This window comes from Streptomyces sp. NPDC049887 (assembly GCF_040656535.1).
Classification (GTDB): Bacteria; Actinomycetota; Actinomycetes; order Streptomycetales; family Streptomycetaceae; genus Streptomyces.
On sequence record NZ_JBFAMM010000034.1, the window covers coordinates 53515 to 76134 of the forward strand.

Here is a 22620-nt window from a genome sequence, read left to right on the forward strand (position 1 = left end):
TCCGCCAGGACGCCCGGCGGGGCCAGGAGCGGTCCACTCCTCGGACGGGCTGCCCGAGGAGTGGACCGGGAACGCACGGTCAGCGGACGGGGTGCCCAGCCTCGCGCAGCGACTCCTTGACCTGGGAGATCCGCAGATCACCGAAGTGGAAGACGGACGCCGCGAGCACCGCGTCCGCCCCGGCCGCGATGGCGGGGGCGAAGTCGCCGAGCTTGCCCGCGCCGCCGGAGGCGATCACCGGGACCGTGACGTGCCCGCGGACGGCCTCGATCATCCGGGTGTCGTAACCGTCCTTGGTGCCGTCCGCGTCCATCGAGTTGAGCAGGATCTCCCCCGCGCCCAGCTCGGCGGCGCGGTGGGCCCACTCGACGGCGTCAATGCCGGTGCCGCGCCGTCCGCCGTGGGTGGTGACCTCGTAACCGGACGGCGTGACGGTGCCCTCCGGGGTGCGGCGGGCGTCGACGGACAGCACCAGCACCTGGCGCCCGAAGCGCTCGGCGATCTCACGGATCAGCTCGGGCCGGGCGATGGCCGCGGTGTTGACGCCGACCTTGTCGGCCCCGGCCCGCAGCAGCTTGTCGACGTCGTCCGCGGAGCGGACCCCGCCGCCCACCGTGAGCGGGATGAAGACCTGCTCGGCGGTGCGGCGCACGACGTCGTACGTGGTCTCCCGGTCGCCGGAGGAGGCCGTGATGTCGAGGAAGGTCAGCTCGTCCGCGCCCTCCGCGTCGTACAGCTTCGCCATCTCGACGGGGTCGCCGGCGTCGCGCAGGTTCTGGAAGTTGACGCCTTTGACGACGCGGCCGTTGTCCACGTCGAGGCAGGGGATGACTCGGACGGCGAGGGTCATGCGCCCTCCCGCCGGTACGCCTCGACCTCGACCTCGACGACCAGCCGCGGGTCGACGAAACCGGAGACGATGAGCATCGACGCGGCCGGGCGCACGCCGCCGAACAGCTCCTTGTGGGCCCGGCCCACCTCGTCGACGTCCCGGGCGTGCGTGATGTACATCCGGGTGCGTACGACGTGGTCACTGCCCAGACCCAGCTCCTTCAGCGCGGCCAGGGCCGCGTTGAAGGCGTTGACGGCCTGGTCGTACGGACCGCCGTCGACGACCACGCCGTCGACGACCGACGTGCAGCCGGACACCAGTACCAGGCCGTTCGGCAGCTCGACCGCGCGGGAGTACCCGAAGGCGTCCTCCCAGGGGCCGGCGGAACCGACGCGTCGGATGTCGTCGCTCACCGGGACACCGCCTCCAGGGCCTCTTCCAGGGTGAACGCCTCGGCGTACAGCGCCTTGCCGACGATCGCGCCCTCGACGCCGATCGGCACGAGCCCGGCGAGCGCGCGCAGGTCGTCGAGGGAGGAGACGCCGCCGGAGGCGACGACCGGCTTGTCGGTGGCGGCGCAGACGTTGCGCAGCAGGTCCAGGTTGGGGCCCTGGAGCGTGCCGTCCTTGGCGATGTCGGTCACGACGTACCGGGCGCAGCCCTCGGAGTCGAGCCGGGCCAGGGTCTCGTAGAGGTCGCCGCCGTCACGGGTCCAGCCGCGACCTCGCAGGGTCGTGCCCCGTACGTCCAGGCCGACCGCGATCTTCTCGCCGTACTCGGCGATGACCTTGGCGACCCACTCGGGGCTCTCCAGTGCGGCGGTGCCGAGGTTGACCCGGGCGCAGCCGGTGGCGAGGGCGGCGGCGAGCGACGCGTCGTCGCGGATGCCGCCGGACAGCTCGACCTTGAGGTCCATGGCACCGGACACCTCGGCGATCAGCTCCCGGTTGTCGCCGGTGCCGAAGGCGGCGTCCAGGTCGACCAGGTGCAGCCACTCGGCGCCCGCGCGCTGCCAGGTGAGCGCGGCCTCCAGCGGGGATCCGTAGGAGGTCTCCGTGCCGGACTCGCCGTGGACGAGGCGGACGGCCTGGCCGTCACGGACGTCGACGGCGGGGAGGAGTTCAAGCTTCTGAGCCATGATCAGAGGGTCTCGATCCAGTTGGTGAGCAGCTGGGCGCCGGCGTCGCCGGACTTCTCGGGGTGGAACTGGGTGGCCCACAGGGCGCCGTTCTCGACGGCCGCGACGAAGGGCTCGCCATGGGTCGCCCAGGTGACCTTCGGAACGGCCATGGCCGCGCTGGTCACCTCGAAGTCCCATTCGCGCACGGCGTAGGAGTGCACGAAGTAGAAGCGGGCGCCGGCGTCGAGGCCGGCGAACATCTCCGAGTCCTCGGGGGCCTTGACGGTGTTCCAGCCCATGTGCGGCACGACCGGGGCGTTCAGCGGGCCGACGACCCCGGGCCACTCGTCGAGGCCCTCGGTCTCGACGCCGTGCTCGATGCCGCGCTCGAAGAGGATCTGCATGCCGACGCAGATGCCCATGACCGGGCGGCCCCCGGAGAGCCTGCGGTCGACGACCCAGTGGCCACGCGCCTCCCGCAGCCCCGTCATACAGGCGGAGAAGGCGCCGACACCCGGCACGAGCAGCCCGTCGGCGTTCATCGCCCGGTCGAAGTCGCGGGTGATCTCGACGTCCGCGCCGACGCGTGCGAGGGCCCGCTCGGCGGACCGGACGTTGCCGAAGCCGTAGTCGAAGACGACGACGTTCTTCCGCCCGCTCATGACCACACGTCCAGTCGCAGGACGCCGGCGGCGAGGCACATGGCGGCGCCGACGGACAGCAGCGCGATCAGGCCCTTGGGCATCTGCTGCTTGGCGAAGGAGATGATGCCGCCGATCAGGAAGAGCCCGACGACGATCAGAACCGTGGAAAGACCGTTCACGACTAGAGGGCACCCTTCGTGGACGGAAGGATTCCGGCTGCGCGCGGGTCGCGCTCCGAGGCGTAGCGCAGCGCCCGCGCCAGCGCCTTGAACTGGCACTCCACGATGTGGTGGGCGTTGCGACCGTACGGCACGTGGACGTGCAGCGCGATCTGCGCCTGGGCCACGAAGGACTCCAGGATGTGCCGGGTCATCGTGGTGTCGTACGCGCCGATCATCGGCGCCATGTTCTCCGGCTCGGTGTGCACGAGGTAGGGGCGGCCGGAGAGGTCGACGGTCACCTGGGCGAGCGACTCGTCCAGCGGCACCGTGCAGTTGCCGAAGCGGTAGATGCCGACCTTGTCGCCGAGTGCCTGCTTGAAAGCGGCACCCAGCGCCAGGGCGGTGTCCTCGATGGTGTGGTGGCTGTCGATGTGCAGATCGCCGTCGGTCTTGACGGTCAGGTCGAACAGACCGTGGCGGCCCAGCTGGTCGAGCATGTGGTCGTAGAAGCCGACCCCGGTCGCCACATCGACCTTCCCGGTGCCGTCGAGATCGATCTCCACGACGACGGACGTCTCCTTGGTGGTGCGCTCGACGCGTCCTACCCGGCTCATCGCTTCTGCTCCTTCGGGGGTGTGGGGGTGTCCCCCACCGAACTCTTCAGTGCGCGCACCGCTTCGAGGAACGCGTCGTTCTCTTCGGGGGTGCCGGCGGTCACCCGCAGCCGGCCCGGAACGCCGTTGTCCCGGACCAGGACGCCCCGGTCGAGGATCTTCCGCCAGGCGGCGTGGGCACCGCCCTCGCCGTCGAACCGCCCGAACTGGACGAAGTTGGCGTCGGAGTCGGTCACCTCGAAACCGATGGCGCGCAGCCCGTCGACCAGCCGGTCCCGCTCGTCCTTGAGCTTCTCGACGTACTTCAGCAGCGTGTCGGTGTGCTCCAGGGCGGCCAGGGCGGTGGCCTGGGTGACGGCCGAGAGGTGGTACGGGAGGCGTACCAGCTGCAGGGCGTCGACCACGGCGCGGTGCGCGGCGAGGTAGCCGAGGCGCAGCCCGGCGGCGCCGAACGCCTTGGACATGGTGCGCGAGACGACGAGGTTCGGCCGGCCCTCGAGCAGCGGGAGCAGTGAGGGCCGGTGGCTGAACTCGACGTACGCCTCGTCCACGACGACGAGCGCCCCCGCGCCGTCCGCCCTGGCCTGCTGGGCGGCCTCGTGGAGCGCGAGGACCGTCTCCGGTGCGACGGCCGTGCCGGTGGGGTTGTTGGGCGAGGTGATGAAGACGACGTCGGGCCGGTGCTCGGCGATCGCGCCGGCGGCCGCCCGTTCGTCGATGGTGAAGTCGTCGTTGCGCGGGCCGGAGATCCAACCGGTGCCGGTGCCACGCGCGATCAGCGCGTGCATCGAGTACGACGGCTCGAAGCCGATGGCGGTGCGCCCCGGCCCGCCGAACGTCTGCAGCAGCTGCTGGATGACCTCGTTGGAGCCGTTGGCCGCCCAGACGTTCTCGAGGGCGACCGGGTACTTCCCGGTGCGGGTGAGGTAGCGGGCCAGTTCGGTGCGCAGCTCGACCGCGTCCCGGTCCGGGTAGCGGTTGAGGCCGCGCGCCGCGTCGCGCACCCGCTCGGCGATCCGCTCGACGAGCGCTTCGGGCAGCGGGTACGGGTTCTCGTTGGTGTTCAGCTGCACGGGCACGTCGAGCTGCGGCGCGCCGTACGGCGACTTGCCGCGCAGCTCCTCACGGATGGGCAGGTCGTCGATGCCGATGTCGGTCGTGCTCACTTGCTCGGGGGCACCTTCCAGTCACTGTGCTCGTCCGGTCCGCCTCCGGCACCGCGCTCGTCCGGTTCGCCTCCGGCACCGCGCTTGTCCGGTTCGCCTCCGGCACTGCGCTTGTCCGGTTCGCCTCCGGCACTGCGCTCGTCCGGTTCGCCTCCGGCACTGCGCTCGTCCGGTTCGCCTCCGGCAAAACGTGCCTTCACGGCGGCGCCGTGTGCCGGGAGGTCCTCCGCCTCGGCGAGGGTCACCACGTGGTGGGCGACGTCGGCGAGCGCCTCGCGCGTGTAGTCGACGACGTGGACGCCGCGCAGGAAGGACTGGACGGACAGACCGGAGGAGTGGCAGGCGCAGCCGCCGGTCGGCAGCACGTGGTTGGACCCCGCGCAGTAGTCGCCGAGCGATACCGGCGACCAGGGGCCGACGAAGATCGCGCCCGCGTTGCGCACCCGATCGGCCACGGCGGCCGCGTCGGCGGTCTGGATCTCCAGGTGCTCGGCGCCGTACGCGTCGACGACGCGCAGGCCCTCCTCGATGCCGTCGACGAGGACGATCGCCGACTGCTTCCCGGACAGGGCCGGGACGATCCGGTCCTCGATGTGCTTGGTCGCCGCGATCTGCGGCTCCAGCTCGCGCTCGACCGCGTCCGCGAGCCCGGGCGAGTCGGTGACCAGCACGGCGGCGGCCAGCGGGTCGTGCTCAGCCTGGCTGATCAGGTCGGCCGCGACATGGGCCGGGTCGGCGGTGGCGTCGGCGAGGACCGCGATCTCGGTGGGACCGGCCTCGGTGTCGATGCCGATACGGCCCGTGAAGTAGCGCTTGGCGGCGGCGACCCAGACGTTGCCGGGACCGGTCACCATGTTCGCGGGCGCACACCCGTCCGGTCCCGAGGTGCCGTACGCGAACATCGCCACGGCCTGGGCGCCGCCCACGGCGTACACCTCCTCGACGCCGAGCAGCGCGCAGGCGGCGAGGATCGTCGGGTGCGGGAGTCCGCCGAACTCCTTCTGCGGCGGTGAGGCGAGCGCGACGGACTCGACGCCGGCCTCCTGCGCCGGCACGGCGTTCATGATCACGGACGAGGGGTAGACCGAACGGCCGCCCGGCGCGTACAGCCCGACGCGACCGACCGGAACCCACTTCTCGGTCACCGTGCCGCCCGGCACGACCTGGACGGTGTGCGTCTCCCGGCGCTGGGCGCGGTGCACGGTCCGCGCCCGGCGGATGGACTCCTCCAGGGCCGCCCGGACGGCGGGGTCGAGCTGCTCCAGCGCCTCCACGAGGGCCTTCTCGGGGACCCGGACCCGGTCCAGCGTGACACCGTCGAACCTCTCCGCGTACTCGATCAGAGCCGCCGTCCCGCGATGATGCACGTCCTCGCAGATGGGCCGCACCTTCTCCAGGGCGGCTTCCACGTCGAACTCGGCACGGGGCAGCAGGTCGCGCAGCGCGGCGCCCTCGGGGAGGGCGTCGCCGCGGAGGTCGATACGAGAGATCACGGGTCAATTCTCTCAGACGGGATCCGCGTACCGGCCCTCCGTATCACTGGCTGATACACGCCCACCCGTCAGACGGTCACGGGACGTGAACGGCGTCCTCCCCGTGGGACCCGGGGGCCCCGTGCGGGCCGGTCCGCCCCGCACGGCACTGATGTCGGTCATGACCACTCGTGTTCAGTGCGTTACCCAGAGGGAAGAACGGCAGTACGACACCGGGTAGGCGGACCGGGGGAAAGCGAGGGAGCGGCATTGACCGAGCCGCAGGGCGTCGACATGCCCAACGATCTCACCACGGCCGAGCGCACGATGTGGACCTCGTTCGAGTACGGAATGACGTGCGATCTTCGCGACGGCAATCCGCTGCTGAACGACCCCTTCTCCGAACTGGAGTGGGGCCCCGGGCGGAGCGTGCGCGCCGATGTGATCGCGCTGCTGCTGCTCAGCGGCCCACCGGCGCGTCCGGGGCGGGTCTGTGCGCTGAAGCTGCTGGGCGCGTACGTGACGGGGAGGCTCACGCTCGCGGGCGGCACCATCGCCCCCTACGTCGAGCTGACCGGGTGCCGTTTCGAGAGCGAGCTGACGCTGCCGGAGTCGCGGTTCACCACGCTGCGGCTGGTGGGGTGCGCGATGCCCCGGCTGGAGGCCGCCCGGCTGCACACCGAGGGCGATCTGCATCTTCCGCGCTGCCGCGTCGAGCAGGGGATACGGCTCACGGACGCGCAGATAGGCACCGACCTGCTGATCAACCAGATCCGGGTGCGGCCGGACCGGCACGGGAGGGCCATCGCCGCGGACGGCCTGTCCGTGGGGCAGGATCTGCAGGCCGAGCTGATCGAGACGTACGGGGAGGTCAGTCTGCGCGGTGCCAAGGTCGGCGTGTCGCTGAGCCTGCGCGGAAGCCGGCTGCGGGCGGCCGAGGGCAGGCGCGCGCTGAACGCCCCCCAGCTGACGGTGGAGCGCACGCTGTACCTGACCAGGGCGTGGGTGGACTGTGCGGGCGACCAGGGCGCCACTCCCCCGTTCGGCCTCTCCTTCGACGCCCCGGGCCGCCGGGCGGGAGCGCGGGAGCGGCCTTTCGAGTGCCATGGCGGCGTGCGGCTGGACGACGGCCGCTTCGGTGACGCCGTCGACCTCCACCACGCCCGGTTCGTGCTGTCGGGCGCGCGCCGGGAGGAGCTGTCGCTGCGCCGGATCGTCACCCCGGAGCTGCGCTTCAACGGGGAGCGGCCGGAACAGGGGCGCGTGGTGCTGAACGGCGCGAAGGTCGTCACGCTCATCGACCACTCGACGAGCTGGCCGGGGCCGGGCGGGCTGGCGATGGGCGGGTTCGTCTACGAGAACCTCGTGCCCTACAGCCGCTTCCCGCTCTCGCGACGGCTGGAGTGGGTCGCCGCGGCCACTCCCGAGTACCAGCCGGAGCCCTACGAACGGCTGGCGACCGTGCTGCGCAACAGCGGGGAGGACGCGGACGCCCGCGAGGTGCTCCTCGCCAAGCAGCGCCGCCGCCGCGAGACGCTGCCGCTCGCCGCGAAGCTCTGGGGCTACGTCCAGGACTGGACGGTGGCGTACGGCTACCGTCCGGGCCGCGCGGCACTGTGGATGGCGGTGCTCTGGGCAGCCGGCGCGGTGGCGTTCTCCCGCTACGCCCCCGACGCGATGAAGCCGGGCGAGCATCCCGAGTGGAACCCCTCGCTCTACGCCCTCGATCTGCTCCTGCCGGTGATCAACCTCGGTCAGGACGGCTACTGGCGGCTGGAGGGCCACTGGCAGTGGGTCGCCGCGGCGCTGGTGCTGCTGGGCTGGATACTCGCGACGACGGTGGCTGCGGGTGCCTCCCGGCTGCTGAGACGCAGCTGAGCGGGGCCGGCCACCGGGGCACGCGGGGCGCTCCCCGGAGCGCGTCGAGCGCCCCCCATACGCCGCGAATGCGCGCTCCTTTGCGTTTTCTTGACCCGAGTAAGGACAACCATTCCACCTCCTACCAAAACTTCACAGATGCCCTCTGGTGCGACCCCGACCTGCAGCTTTCAATGGTCCGCACCATGTCTCTGCTGCGCGCCCTGATCAGCACCGCCCGCATGGTCCGGCACACCCCGCGGCTCGCCGACGGTCTGCCCCCGGACGATGCGGTACTGCTCGACGCCCCGGACGGAGAGCTCGGGCCCGCGCTCGTGGCCGCCGCGCTCGGCGATCACGAACCGGCCTCGAAGCTGCTCGCCACCACCCGGGGAGCGGCCGAGTGGGAGAACCGCGACCGCTACGTCGTACGGCTCGCGGCGTTCGCGTACAGCAGGCCCGACTGGCTCGCCGGCTGGCTCGCCGCCTCGCCCCGCGACCCCGACGCCCTGCTCGTGAAGGCCGAGCTCGAAGTCCGCAGGGCCTGGGGGTCGCCCGCGAGCGTCGAGCGGCTGCGCGAGGTCGGCCCGCTCGTCCACGCCGCGGCCGAGGCCGATCCGCACGACCCCGTGCCCTGGCGGCTCGCCCTGGACCACGCCCGTGGCACGCACTCCACCCACACCGCCTTCGAGGCGCTGTGGGAACAGGCGGTGCGCCGTTCCCCGCACCACTACGGCTGCCATGTCGCCGCGCTCCGCTACCTCTCGGCGGTCTGGCACGGCTCGCACCGTGAGTGCTTCGACTTCGCCGAGCGTGCGGCCGAGGACGCCCTGCCCGGCTCCCTGCTACAGGCCCTGCCGGTGCGCGCCGCCCTGACGCTGCTGCTCGCGGGAGCCGTCACGGCCGTACAGGCGGACCGGATCGACGCGGCCGCCGACCGGGCGGCGGACCTGTCCGCCCGGTACCGGCACGGCGATCACTGGCCCGCCGAGGTCCGCAACCTCCTCGTGTACGTGCTGATCGCGCGGGGCCGCTGGAACGAGGCGCTGGAGCAGTTCCGCGCGATCGGCCCGTACGCCACGTCGTTCCCGTGGAACCAGCTGACGGACGACCCGCTGGGCCAGTTCCTGGAGGCGCGGGACGGGGTCCGCATCGAGGTGGCGTCCTCGACTCCGATCCGCCGCGGGCGGCGGATCCGCTCCGCAGGCACGGCCGTTGCCGGCCAGGGACGGGCGGCCGGACGCGCCGTGCCCGGCGACCACTACGCTTGACCGCTGTGACCACCGCTCGCCTGCCCCTCTTTCCGCTCAACGCGGTGCTTTTCCCCGGCCTCGTGCTGCCGCTGAACGTCTTCGAGGAGCGCTATCGCGCCATGATGCGCGAGCTGTCGAAGACCGACGAGTCCGAGCCGCGCCGGTTCGCCGTGGTCGCCATCCGCGACGGCCGCGAGGTCGCTCCGACCGCGCCCGGGATGCCCGACCAGACCGCCCGGCCCGAGAAGGGCCCCGCCGCGGGCTTCGGCCCGGACCCGATCCAGGCGTTCCATCGCGTCGGCTGCATCGCGGACGCCGCGACGATCCGGGAACGCGCCGACGGCAGCTTCGAGGTGCTGGCCACCGGCACGACCCGGGTCAAACTGCTCTCGGTCGACGCGAGCGGCCCGTTCCTGACGGCCGAACTCGAGGAGATCCCGGAGGAGTCGGGGGAGGGCGCGGGCACGCTGGCCGAAGGCGTGCTGCGGGCCTTCCGCAACTACCAGAAGCGGCTGGCCGGGGCCCGGGAGCGCTCACTGTCGACGGCCTCGGAGCTTCCGGACGAGCCGTCGGTGGTCTCGTACCTGGTCGCCGCCGCCGCCGTGCTCGACACGCCGTCGAAGCAGAAGCTGCTGCAGGCTCCGGACACGGCGACCCGGCTGCGCGAGGAACTGAAGCTGCTGCGGTCCGAGACCGCGGTGATACGTCATCTGCCGTCGTTGCCCGCGGTCGATCTGACCCGCTCGCCGACGAGCCCGAACTGAGCCGGACCGACCGGGGCGAGGGAGTAGCAGGACCGTGGCGAGGAAGGCCAGGAAGCAGCAGGGCGGCACGCCGGCGACGGTGGCGCTGACGGCCGCGGGCACGGCGTTCACCGTGCACGCGTACGAGCACGACCCGGCGTCCCCGTCGTACGGGGAGGAGGCGGCGCAGGCACTGGGCGTGGCGCCGGAGCGGGTCTTCAAGACACTCGTCGCAGACGTGGACGGCGAGCTGACGGTCGCCGTCGTGCCGGTCGCCGGGCAACTGGACCTCAAGGCGCTGGCCACGGCGGTCGGCGGCAAGCGCGCCTCGATGGCCGACCCGGTGGCGGCGGAGCGCACCACCGGCTACGTCCGGGGCGGCATCTCCCCGCTGGGCCAGCGCAAGCGTCTGCGCACGGTGCTGGACGTCTCCGCCTCCGCGCACCCGACGATCTGCGTCTCGGCGGGCCGGCGCGGGCTCGAGGTGGAGCTGTCCCCCGCCGACCTGGCCTCGCTGACGGGCGCCGTCCTGGCACCGATCGGGCGCGTCTAGCGTCCCCGGGCGCACCGCCCGCGGCCTCCCGCTGCGCGGACCCCGCTCAGCGCCTCCGCGTGCAGCGTCCACGCCCCGCACGCCCCCTCGACGGCCTGCGCGTCCTTCGCTACGAACGAAGGACGTACCGACCCGAGGGGGTGCTGTGTCCAAGCGCACGCGCAAGCGGAAGTGGCGGCTGAGGAAGCGCCGGGCGAACCACGGCCGCCGGCCGGCCTGACGAGTGACCGTCGCCGTCCCGCACCTTCCGGGCCCGGGGCGGCGACGGGCGGTGCCCCGGGGCGGCGACGGCGGTGCGGTGACACTCGCCACCGCCGTGAGCGGTCGGCGGGCGTCCCGAGCCGCCGCTCGCCGGCGGGGCAGGCGGCCGGGCGGCCCGTCCCTGCGCTCCTGGGAGGCTCAGCGCTGGTGTTCCGGGCCCGGCGGGGGCCACTCCGGCTCGGGGTCGCGCGGGGCGAAGAGGGCCGTGAGGGCGAGATGCACGACCATCGCCGCGATGGGCCAGGCCAGCAGCGCGCCCTTCGCGCGGAGGTGGAGCGGCGCGTCGAAGACGACGCCCTGGCCGACCGCGCGGGCGTGGGCGACGACGTCCTGCTCGGGTCCGAGCAGATAGCCGGTGCCCCAGGCGAGAGCGGACGCGAGGATGCCGCCGAGGGCGAGCGCGGCGACGACCGCGATGCCCCCGCGGCGGTTGAACCAGAAGGCGACCGCTGCGCTGAGCACACCGAAACCGAGCGCCAGCAGGACGAACGTACCGTCCGCGCCCGCCGCCTCCTCGCCCTCGGTGTCCGCGAAGAAGACCGCCTTGTCGGTCGAGACCAGCGGCACCTTCGGAGCCAGCCACAGCCACAGCAGACCGAGCACGATCCCGGCGAGCGTCACGGCCACCAGGACGACCGCCGCCCGGCGCAGTTCGCTCCTCATCTCCAGCCCTTCTCCGTCCGGGTGCGGGGCGGGGTTCGGGTGGTTCCAGGACGGGTCGTGCGGGGCGGGCCGGTGGGGCGGCGTCAGGGGTGCTGTCACCCTGACATCGTGCCAAACGTCCCTGGGGCCCGCCTCACCGGCCGCGGCTCAGCGGACCGCGGCCCGGCGGTAGGCCCAGGTCGCGACGGCCAGCGAGACCACGCCCACGGCCGCACAGACCGCGAGGTCCAGCGCGACCGCCGGCCAGTGCGGGCGGGTGTCGAACGAGCGAGCGAGAGCTTCGACTCCGTACGTGGACGGCAGCAGATCCCGAGCGAACGCGATGGGCCCGGGCAGCCGCCCCGCCGGGAGCACCCCCAGCAACAGGGCCGCCGACATGCCCAGCTGCCCGAGGAGCGTCGCCAGTTCCTGGCGTGGCGCGAGCAACCCGAGCGCCGCGCCCAGCCCGGCCAGCGCGGCGCCCGCGAGCGGGATCACCGCCGCCAGTACCCACAGATGGGTGAGCGGCAACCCGAACAGCACCGAGCCCGCGACCGCCGTCACGACCGTTCCCGGCACGGTGAACGAGGCGTAGGCTCCCGCCGCCCCGAGCACCACCGCAGCCGGGGGCACCGGCAGCGTCGCATAGTGGTCCAGACCGCCGGAAGCGCGAAGCTGGCCGAAGTACTGGGCCAGCAGATTGAGCGCGACGAAGGCCACGACCAGGACGGACGACCCGGCGACCACGGCCCGCGCCTCCGCCCCGCCGTCGACCACCCCGCGCATCAGCACCATGATCCCGACGGACTGGAACGTGGCGACGAACAGAAGCGGTATCCGCGCGACGCGGGCCCGGGACAGCTGGGCCCGGTACACCGCCGCGAGCGCCGGCAGCAGCCGGGCGCGCGGGGCGAGCGGCGCGGCGCCGCCCCCTCCGTCCCCGGACCGGGCGCCGTACGCCCCCCGTACACGCGCGGACACGGCCTCCGCAGGCACGATGCTCACCTGGCGCTGCTCCTGTTCGGTACGGACGACGTCGGGGCGGGCGACGGTTCACGTCTCACGCCTTCACCAGCCCCTTCGTCGCATGGCCGCCGAGCGCGAGGTACACGTCCTCCAGGCTCGGCGTGGCCAGGGTGAAGTCGTCGAGGGCCGAGAACGCCTCGCCGCCGGTCACGGCGGCCACGGCCGCCCGGGCCTCGTCCGGGGCGAGCCGGAGGACCCAGCGACGCCCGGACTCCTGGGCGGACGGACGGAGCGCGGCGACCTCGGGCACGTCGAGCGGAGCCCGCTCGCGCCAGACGAGTTCCACCCGGACCTCTCCGGCGACGCGCTCCTTGAGCCCGGCGGGCGTGTCGCAGGCGATCACCCGGCCCCGCTCCAGCACGGCGACCCGGTCGAGGACGGTCTCCGCCTCGATGACGTTGTGGGTGACGAGGAGGACGGTCACCTCGTGCTCGGCTCGCCGGCGGTCGACCGCGGCCCAGACCGCCCGCCGCGCGACCGGGTCCATCCCGGTGGTGGGCTCGTCCAGCACCAGTACCGGACGCTCCCCCACCAGAGTGGCGGCGAAGCAGGCGAGCCGCCGCTGCCCACCGGAGAGCTTCTTCAGGGGCCGCCCCGCGAGGCCGGTCAGGCCCAGCTCCTCCAGGACGGTGTCGCGTTCGGCACGCGCCTGCCGCGCCCCGAGGCCGCGCAGCCGTCCGGTGGTCTCGGCAGCGAGGGCGACGGTCAGCTCGTCGAGGGCGGTGGACTCCTGGCCGAGGTAGCCGATGAGCCGCGCCGCCCTCTCGGGGTGGCGTACGAGATCGTGACCGAGCACCTCGACGGTGCCGGAGTCCGGGCGCATCAGCCCGGTCAGCTGCCGGACGAGGGTCGACTTGCCGGCGCCGTTGGGGCCGAGCAGTCCGAAGATCTCCCCGCGTCCCACGTCGAGGCCGATCCCGTCGTTCGCCCGCACCTCGGGGGTCGCGGGAACCCCCCGCCGGGCACGCGCGGCGGGGTACGTCTTGACCAGATCCCGCACCGCGCACACCGTACTCACGAGGGACGAGCCTAAGGGGTCGCCCGGCCTAGTCCCCGGCCGGGGCGCGTTCCGTGGCCGCTCGGACATCGATCTCCCGCCAGAATCCGGCCCTGATGGCGTAGCGGTCGTGCTCGTCGATCTGGTCGTCCTTGTGCGCGAGCAGCCCGAACCGGGCCGCGTACCGGAGCAGTTCGCCGTCGATACGGTGCGGGACGCGCGGGTACATGCCGGACAGCTTCTCCACGTGCGCAGGGTCCGGCAGCCGCTCCATCCATCGCCGGGCGAAGACCTGCCCCACCTCGAAGGGGTCACCGCCGACGGTGGTGATGTCCTCCTCGCGGTCCGCCCAGCGCTGCTCGGCGCTGGTGAGCTGGGCCAGCGTGGGCAGGGACGCCGCCTCCGGGGACTCGGCGGGCGCACCTGCGCCCGGGCGCTCGATCCAGCCCCTGTCGGAGGACCAGCGCAGGGTCGCCCCGGCGGCCGGATGACGTTCGGCCTGACCGGACGGGGCGCGCAGGACCGCCAGGTCCTTGGGGGTGGGAACGCCCTTCGTGTGGTGGTGGGCGGCGGGCTCGGCCACTCCGTTCCCCGTGCCGCCCGAGGCCGACGGGGCCGGGGGCGCCGCGCCGTTGCCGCCCGCCGCCGGGGTCGCGGTCTCCTCCGAGCGTTCCGCGGCGGACGGCGCCGACTCGGGCAGCGGGGCGGAGAGGATGGCCGCGATCTCTGGCCGGGGCGCGGGCGGTGGGGCGCAGACGCCGGTGAGTTCCCTGGCGCGCACCGCCCGGGTGATCCAGGCGCGGTCGAGGACGCGGCGCTCGTCGGCCTCGGCGACCAGGTCCTCCGACTGGTTGTAGTCGCCGTCGGCGGCCTGGACGGCCCAGAGATGAACGGCGACGCCGTGTTCCTTGGCGGACATCAGTCCGGGGAGCAGATCACCGTCCCCGGTCACCAGCACCACGTCCGAACAGGCCCGGTTCCTCGCGAGTTCCGTGAGCTCCGCGTGCATGGCGGCGTCGACGCCCTTCTGCGCCCAGCGGCCGTCACTGCGGGTGAGCGCACCCAGCCGGACGGTGACCCGGGGCATGACCCGGAGGCGGCGGTGCTCGGGCTGGGGAACCCGGTCGGGGGCGCCGTCGAACCAGTAGATGCGCAGTAGTGGGCGCTCGGTGTCGGCCTCCGCGCGCTCGCGCAGTGCCTGGATGAGGGCGGCGTGGTCGACGGTGATGCGGGAGCGGGCGGGTTCCCCGGCGAGGAGGCTCGCGGCGGCTCCCAGCAGATAGCCGGCGTCCACCAGGACGACGCAGCGGTCCACGCGTTCCACCCTCTTTCGGGAACCTCGGGATCGGAGTTGCTTCGGGTTTCCTTCGAGTCTGCCCGAACGTCGCAGGGTTGACCGCTGGAACTCGATCATCGGCGTGGCGGGGAGCGAAGCCGCACCGTAACAGCCGCTCGTTACTCACCGCAATCATCTGAAATGCGGAGAGTGTTCGGCTATGTGAGGCTGAGGACGGCCCTGGCCCCTACATCCCACGGGAGGCATCACCATGGCCAAGAACAAGAACCGAGAACGCAAGGTCCAGAGCGGCTCCGCCGGCGAGCGCAGTGGCCAGGAGGCCCGTACCCCCGAGGCACAGGCGGACGTGCCGATCGCGACGAGCGTGGCCCACAAGGGCCGGCAGAAGCGCTTCGGCCACAACTGACGCGTCAGGCCCGGCATACGGTTTCCCTGTGTGACGTATGCACGAGTTCCCTGTGTGACGTATGTACGAGGGGCGCGCCCGGCCGTCGGGCGCGCCCTTCGCCTGTGTCGCTCCCCGTGCGCTGCCGGTGTCCTCCCGCCCGTCGGGCCGGATCCCGCGCGTTGCCGGGCCGCGGCCGTCAGGGCGGCCCGGGCATCGCGCGACGGCGGCCGCCCTCAGCCCGCCAGGCAGGACGGGCCGAGCAGCACCTTCAGATCGCCGAACAGCGCGGGATCGGGCTGGACCCGGTGCCGGTCGAGGCGCAGCACCGTGGTCTTGCGGGCGCCCTGGAGCTTGATCCGGACCTCCGTGTTGCCCTTGTGGTGGCCCAGGATCTCACCGAGCCGGCTGATCATGGGCGGGGTGACCTTCACCGTCGGAATGGTGATCACCACGGGCGCGTTGGTGCCCGCCGAGGACAGGTCGGGGACCATCAGCTCCATCGCGACCAGCCGCGGGACGTCCTCGCGCTTGTCGAGCCGACCCTTCACGAAGACCACGGTGTCCTCGACCAGCTGGGTGGACACCAGCTGGTACGTCGCCGGGAAGAACATGCACTCGATCGAGCCGGCCAGGTCCTCCACGGTGGCGATGGCCCAGGCGTTGCCCTGCTTGGTCATCTTCCGCTGCAGACCAGAGATGATGCCGCCGATGGTGACGACGGCGCCGTCGGAGTGCTCCCCACCGGTGAGCTGCGCGATGGCCGCGTCGGTCTTGTCGCTCAGCACGTGCTCGATGCCGAAGAGCGGGTGGTCGGAGACGTACAGGCCGAGCATCTCGCGCTCCTGGGCGAGCAGGTACGACTTCTCCCACTCCACGTCGGAGAACTCGACGTCGAGACCGAAGCCCGGCTCACCGCTCGTCTCGTCGCCCATGCCTCCGAAGAGGTCGAACTGGCCCTCGGCCTCCTTGCGCTTGACCGCCACCACGTTGTCGATCATCGGTTCGTGCTGGGCGACCAGGCCCTTGCGGGTGTGGCCCATCTCGTCGAAGGCACCGGCCTTGATCAGCGACTCGATGGTCCGCTTGTTGCAGACGACCGCCTCGACCTTGTCCAGGAAGTCGGGGAACGTCGCGTACTTCCCCTTGGCCTTGCGGCACTTGATGATCGAGTCCACGACGTTCTGCCCGACGTTCCGGACGGCCGTGAGGCCGAAGAGGATCACGTCGTCGCCCTGGGCCGCGAAGTTCGGCTCCGACTCGTTGACGTTGGGCGGCAGGACCTTGATGCCCATGCGGCGGCACTCGTTCAGATAGACGGCGGACTTGTCCTTGTCGTCCTTGACCGAGGTGAGCAGCGCCGCCATGTACTCGGCCGGGTGGTTGGCCTTGAGGTAGGCCGTCCAGTACGAGACGAGGCCGTAGGCGGCGGAGTGCGCCTTGTTGAAGGCGTATCCGGCGAAGGGGACCAGCACGTCCCACAGCGCCTGGATGGCCTCGTCGCTGTAGTCCTTCTTCCGGGCGCCCTCCTGGAAGAGGACGAAGTTCTTCGCCAGTTCCTCGGGCTTCTTCTTGCCCATGACACGGCGGAGGATGTCGGCCTCGCCGAGCGAGTAGCCGGCGATGATCTGGGCGGCCTTCTGCACCTGCTCCTGGTAGACGATCAGGCCGTAGGTGACGTCCAGGACCTCCTTGAGCGGCTCCTCCAGCTCAGGGTGGATCGGGGTGATCTCCTGCTGGCCGTTCTTGCGGAGGGCGTAGTTCGTGTGCGAGTTCATGCCCATCGGGCCCGGCCGGTAGAGGGCCGACACGGCGGAGATGTCCTCGAAGTTGTCGGGCTTCATCAGCCGCAGCAGCGAGCGCATGGGGCCGCCGTCGAACTGGAACACGCCGAGGGTGTCGCCGCGCTGGAGCAGCTCGAACGTCGTGGGGTCGTCCAGCGGCAGGCTCAGGAGATCGATGTCGATCCCCTTGTTGGCCTTCACCATCTTGACGGCGTCGTCCATGATCGTGAGGTTGCGCAGGCCCAGGAAGTCCATCTTCAGCAGGCCGAGCGACTCACAGCTCGGGTAGTCCCACTGGGTGATGGTCACGCCGTCGGTGTGCCTCACCCACACCGGGACATGGTCGGTAATGGTCTCACTGGACATGATCACGCCGGCTGCGTGCACACCCATCTGCCGGACCAGGCCCTCCACACCGCGGGCGGTGTCGATGACCTTCTTCACGTCGGGCTCGTTCTCGTACATCCCGCGGATCTCGCCGGCCTCGCTGTAGCGCGGGTGCTGCGGGTCGAGGATGCCGGAGAGCGGGATGCCCTTGCCGAGGACGTCGGCGGGCATGGCCTTGGTGAGCCGGTCGCCCATCGCGTACGGGTAGCCGAGCACGCGGGCGGAGTCCTTGATGGCGTTCTTGGCCTTGATGGTGCCGTAGGTGCCGATCATGGCGACCTTGTCCGCGCCGTACTTCTCGGTCACGTACCTGATCACCTCGACGCGCCTGCGCTCGTCGAAGTCGATGTCGACGTCGGGCATCGAGACGCGCTCGGGGTTGAGGAATCGCTCGAAGATCAGTCCGTGCGGGATGGGGTCGAGGTCGGTGATGCCCATGGCGTACGCGACGATGGAGCCGGCCGCGGAGCCCCGGCCGGGGCCGACCGCGATGCCCTGCTTCTTCGCCCACATGATGAAGTCGGCGACGACGAGGAAGTAGCCCGGGAAGCCCATCGAGATGATCGTGTCCATCTCGTACTCGACCTGCTTCATGCGGTCGTCCGGGATGCCGTCGGGGAAACGCCGGTGCATGCCGCGCATGGTCTCCTCGCGGAACCAGGAGACCTCCGTGTGCCCCTCGGGGATGTCGAACTTCGGCATCAGGTCGCGCTTCTCGAACATCCCGGTCGTGTCGACCTGCTCGGCGACCAGCAGCGTGTTTCGGCAGCCCTCCTGCCAGGCGTCCGACGAGTCGATCGCGTACATCTCGTCGGTGGACTTCAGGTAGTAGCCGGTGCCGTCGAACTTGAAGCGGTCGGGGTCTGAGAGGTTCTTTCCGGTCTGGATGCACAGCAGCGCGTCGTGGGCGCCGGCCTCGTGGGAGTACGTGTAGTGCGAGTCGTTGGTGACCAGCGGCGGGATGCCGAGCTTCCTGCCGATCTCCAGCAGCCCGTCGCGGACGCGGCGCTCGATCTCGATGCCGTGGTCCATCAGCTCCAGGAAGTACCGGTCCTTGCCGAAGATGTCCTGGTACTCGGACGCCGACTTCAGGGCCTCGTCGAACTGGCCGAGACGCAGCCGGGTCTGGAGCTCGCCCGAGGGGCAGCCGGTGGAGGCGATCAGGCCCTCGGACCACTTGGAGATCGTCTCCTTGTCCATCCGGGGCCACTTCTGGAGCCAGCCCTCGGCGTACGCGTCCGAGGAGAGACGGAAGAGGTTGTGCAGGCCCGTCGCGTTCGCCGCCCAGATGGTCTTGTGGGTGTAACCGCCGGAACCGGAGACGTCGTCCCGCTTCTGGTGCGGCTGGCCCCAGAGGATCTTCCGCTTGTTCCGCCGTGACTCCGGCGCGACATAGGCCTCGATCCCGATGATCGGGGTGACTCCGGCCTTCTGCGCGGAGTGGAAGAAGTCGTACGCGCCGTGGAGGTTGCCGTGGTCGCTCATGGCGATGTGCGTCATGCCCATCTCGTTGCAGGCGTTGAACATGTCCTTGAGCCGCGCGGCACCGTCCAGCAGCGAGTACTGGGTGTGGACGTGAAGGTGCGTGAAGGGCGGCTTGGTCACGGCGGGAGGCCTCCAGGACGGTCTGGGTGGACAGCGTGGAAGTCTATGCCTCCGCACCGACAGAAGGGGGCCGGGCACCACGACCCGGCGGGGAGTCGCAGGTGGGCGCGCCGGGCACTCCGCACTACCGTCGTGCGTTGAGCGGGGCGGAACACCCGTCCCTCACGACATGCACCAGGAGGCACCCAGCGATGTCGGTCCACCAGCCCCCGGCCGGCGAGCGCGGTGAGGAGATCCTCTCCGTGTTCGGCACCGCCTTCGGCGAGCTCCTGGCCGCCGACCCGGCCGCGTTCCGGGTGAAGTTCCGCAAGATGGCGGCCTCGGCCTTCGCCTTCTACCGGGGCTCGGCGAGCCTGTTCTACGCCGACCTGGAGCGCGAACAGCACTCCGGTCCGTACCTGGACGAGCGGACCAGCCGGGTGTGGATCCACGGCGACCTCCACGCCGAGAACTTCGGCACCTACATGGACTCCAACGGCCGGCTGATCTTCAACGTCAACGACTTCGACGAGGCGTACGTTGGCCCCTTCACCTGGGACCTGAAGCGGCTCTCCGCCTCGCTGGCACTGATCGGCTACACGAAGGCCCTCGGTGACGAGCAGATCACCGAGCTGGTGCGGATCTTCGCCGCCGCCTACCGCGAGCGCGTCCACGCCCTGGCGACCGGCGCGAAGAACGACGAGGTGCCGCCCTTCACCCTGGACACGGCGGACGGCGCGCTGCTGGAGGCGCTGCGCAGCGCGCGCTCGCTGACCCGCTTCGGGCTGCTGGACTCGATGACCGAGATCCGCGACTTCGAGCGCCGTTTCACGGGGGGCGGCGGGGCGATCGAGCTGGACGCGGCCACCCGGTACAAGGTGCTGGCGGCCTTCGACGGCTATCTGGAGACCCTGCCCGAATCCAGCCTCGCCCGGCCCGACTCGTACCGGGTGAAGGACGTGGTCGGGCGGCGCGGCATCGGTATCGGCTCCGCCGGTCTGCCCTCGTACAACATCCTGCTGGAGGGCAACAGCGACGCCCTCGAGAACGACGTCGTGATCTACATGAAGCAGGCGCAGACCCCGGCGGTGTCCCGGCACGTCACGGACGAGCGGGTGCGGAGCTACTTCCGGCACGAGGGGCACCGCACGGTGATCTCGCAGCGCGCCCTGCAGGCCCACGCGGACCCCTGGCTGGGGTGGACGGAGCTCGACAACACGGGTCAGCTGGTCGCCGAGGTCTCCCCGTACGCGGTCGACCTGGACTGGTCGGACATCGACGACCCGGAGGAGATCGCGGCGGTGGTCGCCGACCTCGGCCGGGCCACGGCGACCATGCACGCGGCCGCGGACGACGAGAGCGGCCACTCGCTGGTGCCGTTCTCGACGGAGCGGGCCATCGACGCGGCGATCGCGGCGGACGAGGACGGCTTCGGGGACCTGCTGGTGGACTTCGCGCACGACTACGGCGCCCGGGCCCGCGCCGACCACCAGATCTTCCTGGACCTGTTCCGCAACGGCCGGATCCCCGGGCTGTAGCCGGCCGGTCACCCGCGGGCCGGGCCCGGGGACGGTCCGGCCCGTCGGGACGGCGGCCTCGGAGGGCCGTCCCGGACGGGGCGAACGGCGGCCGAGGGACGGCCGCCCGGCAGGCACGGACGCCGACCGCGAGCGCCCGTCCCGGACGGGCTCCGCGGGGCGAGGGGCCGGATCCTTAGCAGCCCCTTACCGAACGGCATGGCACACTCCAGACGATGCCGGATTCCTCCCCGAGGGCGGTCCCCCGGGCCGGCAGTGCGGACGTACACCAGTCAGGAGCCCCGTGCACATAGGCGAGACCCGGCTCAGGGGGCTGCGGGCGGCGGTTTTCACGGCACTCGTCGTGACGCTGTCCGTGGCCTCCCATGTGCTGCTCTCCCAGGCGCCGCTGCCGTTGACGACCGTCGCTGCGGTCGCCGGCGGAGTGTTCCTGGTCACGTATGCCCTGGCCGGCCGGGAGCGGGGGTACGGGCCGATCGCGGCCGCACTGGTCCCCCTGGAACTGGCCGCGGACACGGTCTTCACCGCTGGACAGCACGTCTGTTACGGCGCCGCGGGCGGGCCCGTCGCGGGGTCGCTCCGCGCGGTCGGCGTGGACGTGCTCTGCGGCGGCGCCGCCGGGGCGCAGCTGCCCGGCGTGGCGGCGGCCGACGGCCGGCTCGCAGCGCTGGTCGACTCCCCCGATCCGTATGTGCCCTGGCTGCTGCTGGCGGCCCACGTCACGGTCGGACTGCTCGCCGCGGCCTGGCTGCGCCACGGCGAGTCGGCGCTCGCGGGTCTGCTCCGCACGGCGGCCCTGGCGGCGTTCCGGCCGCTGCTGACCGCCGTCGCCGTCGTGCACCGCCGCTCCGCCCCCGCCCGCCCCGCGGCGCGGACGGCGGCCCGCCCGGCCCTCGCCCGTACCCGCCACTTCGTGCACTCCGTGCGACGGAGGGGACCACCCCTGCCCGCTCCGGCCCACGCCTGAGCCCCGGCACGTCCCCGACCGACCCCTTTCACACCTTCCCCACGGAGAAAACGATCATGAGTGCACGCAACAGCCGCGCCAACAAGGCCGCCGCCCGCGAGCGTCTGCGTCTGGAGCGCGAACGCCAGGCGAAGAAGGACAAGATCAGGCGGCAGATCGTCGTCGCCGTCTCGACCGTCGCGGTCCTGGCGGCCGCGGGCGGCATCGGCTACGCCGTCATGCAGGCCAACAAGCCCTCGGCCTGGGAGGCGGCGAAGGACGCGAAGGTCGTCAAGCCCAAGAACACCGAGGGCGAGAACGGCACCACCGTCGTCATCGGCAAGCCGGCCGCGAAGAAGACCCTCGAGGTGTACGAGGACTCGCGCTGCCCGGTCTGCGCGACGTTCGAGCAGGCGGTGGGCGAGACCGTGAAGACGGACGTCGACGCGGGCAAGTACAGGCTGAAGTACGTCGGCGCCACGTTCATCGACAACAGCGACAACGGCGAGGGCTCCAAGAACGCCCTCTCCGCCCTCGGCGCGGCGCTCGACGTCAGCCCCGAGGCCTTCATGGAGTACAAGGCGGCTCTCTACTCCGCGAAGTTCCACCCCCAGGAGAGCGAGGACAAGTTCGCCGAGGACGCGTACCTGCTGGAGGTCGCCGACTCGGTGGACGCGCTCAAGAACAACGCCGCGTTCAAGAAGAACGTCGAGAACGGCACCTTCGACTCCTGGGCGCTGAAGATGTCGAAGACCTTCGACGACAGCGGGGTGAGCGGCACCCCGACGCTGAAGATGGACGGCAAGAAGGTCGTGGCGGAGGGCAGCGACAACGCCCCGATGACGGTCGAGCAGTTCAACGCCGCTGTCGACAAGGCGCTCAAGGGCTGACGGCTCACAGAGCCGGCCCCCCACGCGGGCCGTGTGCCCGGGAACTCCCCGGGCACACGGCCCGCTCGGCGTTCGGGCACCTCCTCGGCGCCTCCTCGGCGCCTTGAACACGCCGCTCCATCACGGGCCCGGCCCTGGTGCACCGGAGCCCGCGCGCAGCCGTCCGCCCGTCGTTGCCTGATCTGCCGTCAGGCAACGACGGGCGGACGGCCGAGAACGCGCAGGCGAACTTTCTCGAATTCGCCTGCCAGTTCGCCTTACCGGTCAGTAGTCTGACCGGCCGTGACCAGTAGACTCACCTCAACTCCCAGCCGCCGCTCGGTCGTCAAGGCCGCTGCCGCCACCGCTGTCGCCACTGCCGCCGCCGCTCCCACGCTCGCGGCCGCATCCCCCGCCGCCGCCGCCGAACAGGGCGCGGCCTTCCTGCACGGGGTCGCCTCGGGCGACCCGCTCCCCGACGGCGTGCTG

At 71.8% G+C, this 22620-nt stretch carries 20 protein-coding genes and 2 pseudogenes; 9 read left to right on the forward strand and 13 right to left on the reverse strand.

Annotated features, from left to right (window positions below; translation table 11 throughout):
- Positions 1 to 79: 79 nt before the first annotated feature.
- The 8 genes and pseudogenes from hisF to hisD all read right to left on the reverse strand — a co-directional run.
- A complete protein-coding gene (gene hisF / locus AB0J10_RS30005) occupies positions 80 to 850 on the reverse strand; it encodes an imidazole glycerol phosphate synthase subunit HisF (protein ID WP_363065936.1) in 771 nt (256 codons plus the stop codon).
- Positions 847 to 1245: a Rid family hydrolase gene (locus AB0J10_RS30010; protein ID WP_363065938.1), complete on the reverse strand. Its 399-nt coding sequence runs from the start codon at positions 1243 to 1245 to the stop codon at positions 847 to 849. Before AB0J10_RS30010 ends, hisF begins: the two co-directional genes overlap by 4 nt.
- A complete protein-coding gene (priA, locus tag AB0J10_RS30015; RefSeq protein WP_363065940.1) occupies positions 1242 to 1970 on the reverse strand; it encodes a bifunctional 1-(5-phosphoribosyl)-5-((5-phosphoribosylamino)methylideneamino)imidazole-4-carboxamide isomerase/phosphoribosylanthranilate isomerase PriA in 729 nt (242 codons plus the stop codon). The genes AB0J10_RS30010 and priA overlap by 4 nt, the downstream gene beginning before the upstream one ends.
- Positions 1971 to 1972: 2 nt before the next feature.
- Positions 1973 to 2614: an imidazole glycerol phosphate synthase subunit HisH gene (gene hisH, locus AB0J10_RS30020; RefSeq protein WP_363065942.1), complete on the reverse strand. Its 642-nt coding sequence runs from the start codon at positions 2612 to 2614 to the stop codon at positions 1973 to 1975.
- The gene (locus AB0J10_RS30025) at positions 2611 to 2775 is read right to left on the reverse strand and encodes a hypothetical protein (protein ID WP_269730958.1); all 165 of its coding nucleotides are present in this window, start codon (positions 2773 to 2775) and stop codon (positions 2611 to 2613) included. Before AB0J10_RS30025 ends, hisH begins: the two co-directional genes overlap by 4 nt.
- Positions 2776 to 2777: 2 nt before the next feature.
- Positions 2778 to 3371, reverse strand: coding sequence for an imidazoleglycerol-phosphate dehydratase HisB (gene hisB, locus AB0J10_RS30030; RefSeq protein WP_138055870.1), 594 nt, complete (start codon positions 3369 to 3371; stop codon positions 2778 to 2780).
- Positions 3368 to 4537, reverse strand: coding sequence for a histidinol-phosphate transaminase (locus AB0J10_RS30035; protein WP_363065945.1), 1170 nt, complete (start codon positions 4535 to 4537; stop codon positions 3368 to 3370). Before AB0J10_RS30035 ends, hisB begins: the two co-directional genes overlap by 4 nt.
- Positions 4538 to 4722: 185 nt before the next feature.
- Positions 4723 to 6030: pseudogene (hisD, locus tag AB0J10_RS30040) on the reverse strand (histidinol dehydrogenase); the annotation flags it as partial.
- Positions 6031 to 6279: 249 nt separating this feature from the next.
- On the opposite strand from hisD, the gene AB0J10_RS30045 reads away from it, so the two are divergent.
- The 4 genes from AB0J10_RS30045 to ybaK all read left to right on the forward strand — a co-directional run bounded on the left by AB0J10_RS30045 (position 6280) and on the right by ybaK (position 10415).
- On the forward strand, positions 6280 to 7887 hold the full coding sequence (locus tag AB0J10_RS30045) for an oxidoreductase (protein ID WP_363065947.1): 1608 nt from the start codon (positions 6280 to 6282) through the stop codon (positions 7885 to 7887).
- Between the two features lie 173 nt (positions 7888 to 8060).
- The gene (locus AB0J10_RS30050; protein WP_363065949.1) at positions 8061 to 9137 is read left to right on the forward strand and encodes a hypothetical protein; all 1077 of its coding nucleotides are present in this window, start codon (positions 8061 to 8063) and stop codon (positions 9135 to 9137) included.
- A gap of 5 nt (positions 9138 to 9142) precedes the next feature.
- A complete protein-coding gene (locus AB0J10_RS30055; protein ID WP_363065951.1) occupies positions 9143 to 9883 on the forward strand; it encodes an LON peptidase substrate-binding domain-containing protein in 741 nt (246 codons plus the stop codon).
- Positions 9884 to 9917: 34 nt separating this feature from the next.
- Complete coding sequence (gene ybaK, locus AB0J10_RS30060; RefSeq protein ID WP_363065953.1) at positions 9918 to 10415, forward strand: Cys-tRNA(Pro) deacylase; 498 nt, start codon at positions 9918 to 9920, stop codon at positions 10413 to 10415.
- Between the two features lie 399 nt (positions 10416 to 10814).
- Here ybaK and AB0J10_RS30065 read toward each other — a convergent pair whose 3' ends face one another.
- From AB0J10_RS30065 to AB0J10_RS30080, 4 genes are read right to left on the reverse strand one after another with little or no spacing between them, the layout of a single operon-like run.
- Positions 10815 to 11438, reverse strand: coding sequence for an ABC transporter permease (locus AB0J10_RS30065; RefSeq protein ID WP_363065955.1), 624 nt, complete (start codon positions 11436 to 11438; stop codon positions 10815 to 10817).
- A 48-nt stretch (positions 11439 to 11486) separates the two neighbouring features.
- On the reverse strand, positions 11487 to 12323 hold the full coding sequence (locus tag AB0J10_RS30070) for an ABC transporter permease (RefSeq protein WP_363065957.1): 837 nt from the start codon (positions 12321 to 12323) through the stop codon (positions 11487 to 11489).
- Positions 12324 to 12378: 55 nt separating this feature from the next.
- The gene (locus AB0J10_RS30075; protein WP_363065975.1) at positions 12379 to 13353 is read right to left on the reverse strand and encodes an ABC transporter ATP-binding protein; all 975 of its coding nucleotides are present in this window, start codon (positions 13351 to 13353) and stop codon (positions 12379 to 12381) included.
- A gap of 37 nt (positions 13354 to 13390) precedes the next feature.
- Positions 13391 to 14665: an NYN domain-containing protein gene (locus tag AB0J10_RS30080; RefSeq protein WP_363065959.1), complete on the reverse strand. Its 1275-nt coding sequence runs from the start codon at positions 14663 to 14665 to the stop codon at positions 13391 to 13393.
- Between the two features lie 223 nt (positions 14666 to 14888).
- On the opposite strand from AB0J10_RS30080, the gene AB0J10_RS30085 reads away from it, so the two are divergent.
- Positions 14889 to 15044 (forward strand): hypothetical protein, encoded by a 156-nt coding sequence (locus tag AB0J10_RS30085; RefSeq protein WP_363065961.1) that lies wholly within the window; start codon positions 14889 to 14891, stop codon positions 15042 to 15044.
- A 215-nt stretch (positions 15045 to 15259) separates the two neighbouring features.
- On the opposite strand, the gene dnaE is transcribed toward AB0J10_RS30085, so the two are convergent.
- Positions 15260 to 18799, reverse strand: coding sequence for a DNA polymerase III subunit alpha (dnaE, locus tag AB0J10_RS30090; protein ID WP_363065963.1), 3540 nt, complete (start codon positions 18797 to 18799; stop codon positions 15260 to 15262).
- Positions 18800 to 18990: 191 nt separating this feature from the next.
- On the opposite strand from dnaE, the gene AB0J10_RS30095 reads away from it, so the two are divergent.
- From AB0J10_RS30095 to AB0J10_RS30110, 4 genes and pseudogenes are all read left to right on the forward strand, one after another.
- Positions 18991 to 20316 (forward strand): DUF2252 domain-containing protein, encoded by a 1326-nt coding sequence (locus tag AB0J10_RS30095; RefSeq protein WP_363065965.1) that lies wholly within the window; start codon positions 18991 to 18993, stop codon positions 20314 to 20316.
- Between the two features lie 283 nt (positions 20317 to 20599).
- Positions 20600 to 21283 (forward strand): hypothetical protein, encoded by a 684-nt coding sequence (locus AB0J10_RS30100; protein WP_363065967.1) that lies wholly within the window; start codon positions 20600 to 20602, stop codon positions 21281 to 21283.
- 56 nt (positions 21284 to 21339) lie between these two features.
- Positions 21340 to 22152 (forward strand): DsbA family protein, encoded by an 813-nt coding sequence (locus AB0J10_RS30105; protein WP_363065969.1) that lies wholly within the window; start codon positions 21340 to 21342, stop codon positions 22150 to 22152.
- 282 nt (positions 22153 to 22434) lie between these two features.
- Positions 22435 to 22620: pseudogene (locus AB0J10_RS30110) on the forward strand (alkaline phosphatase); the annotation flags it as partial.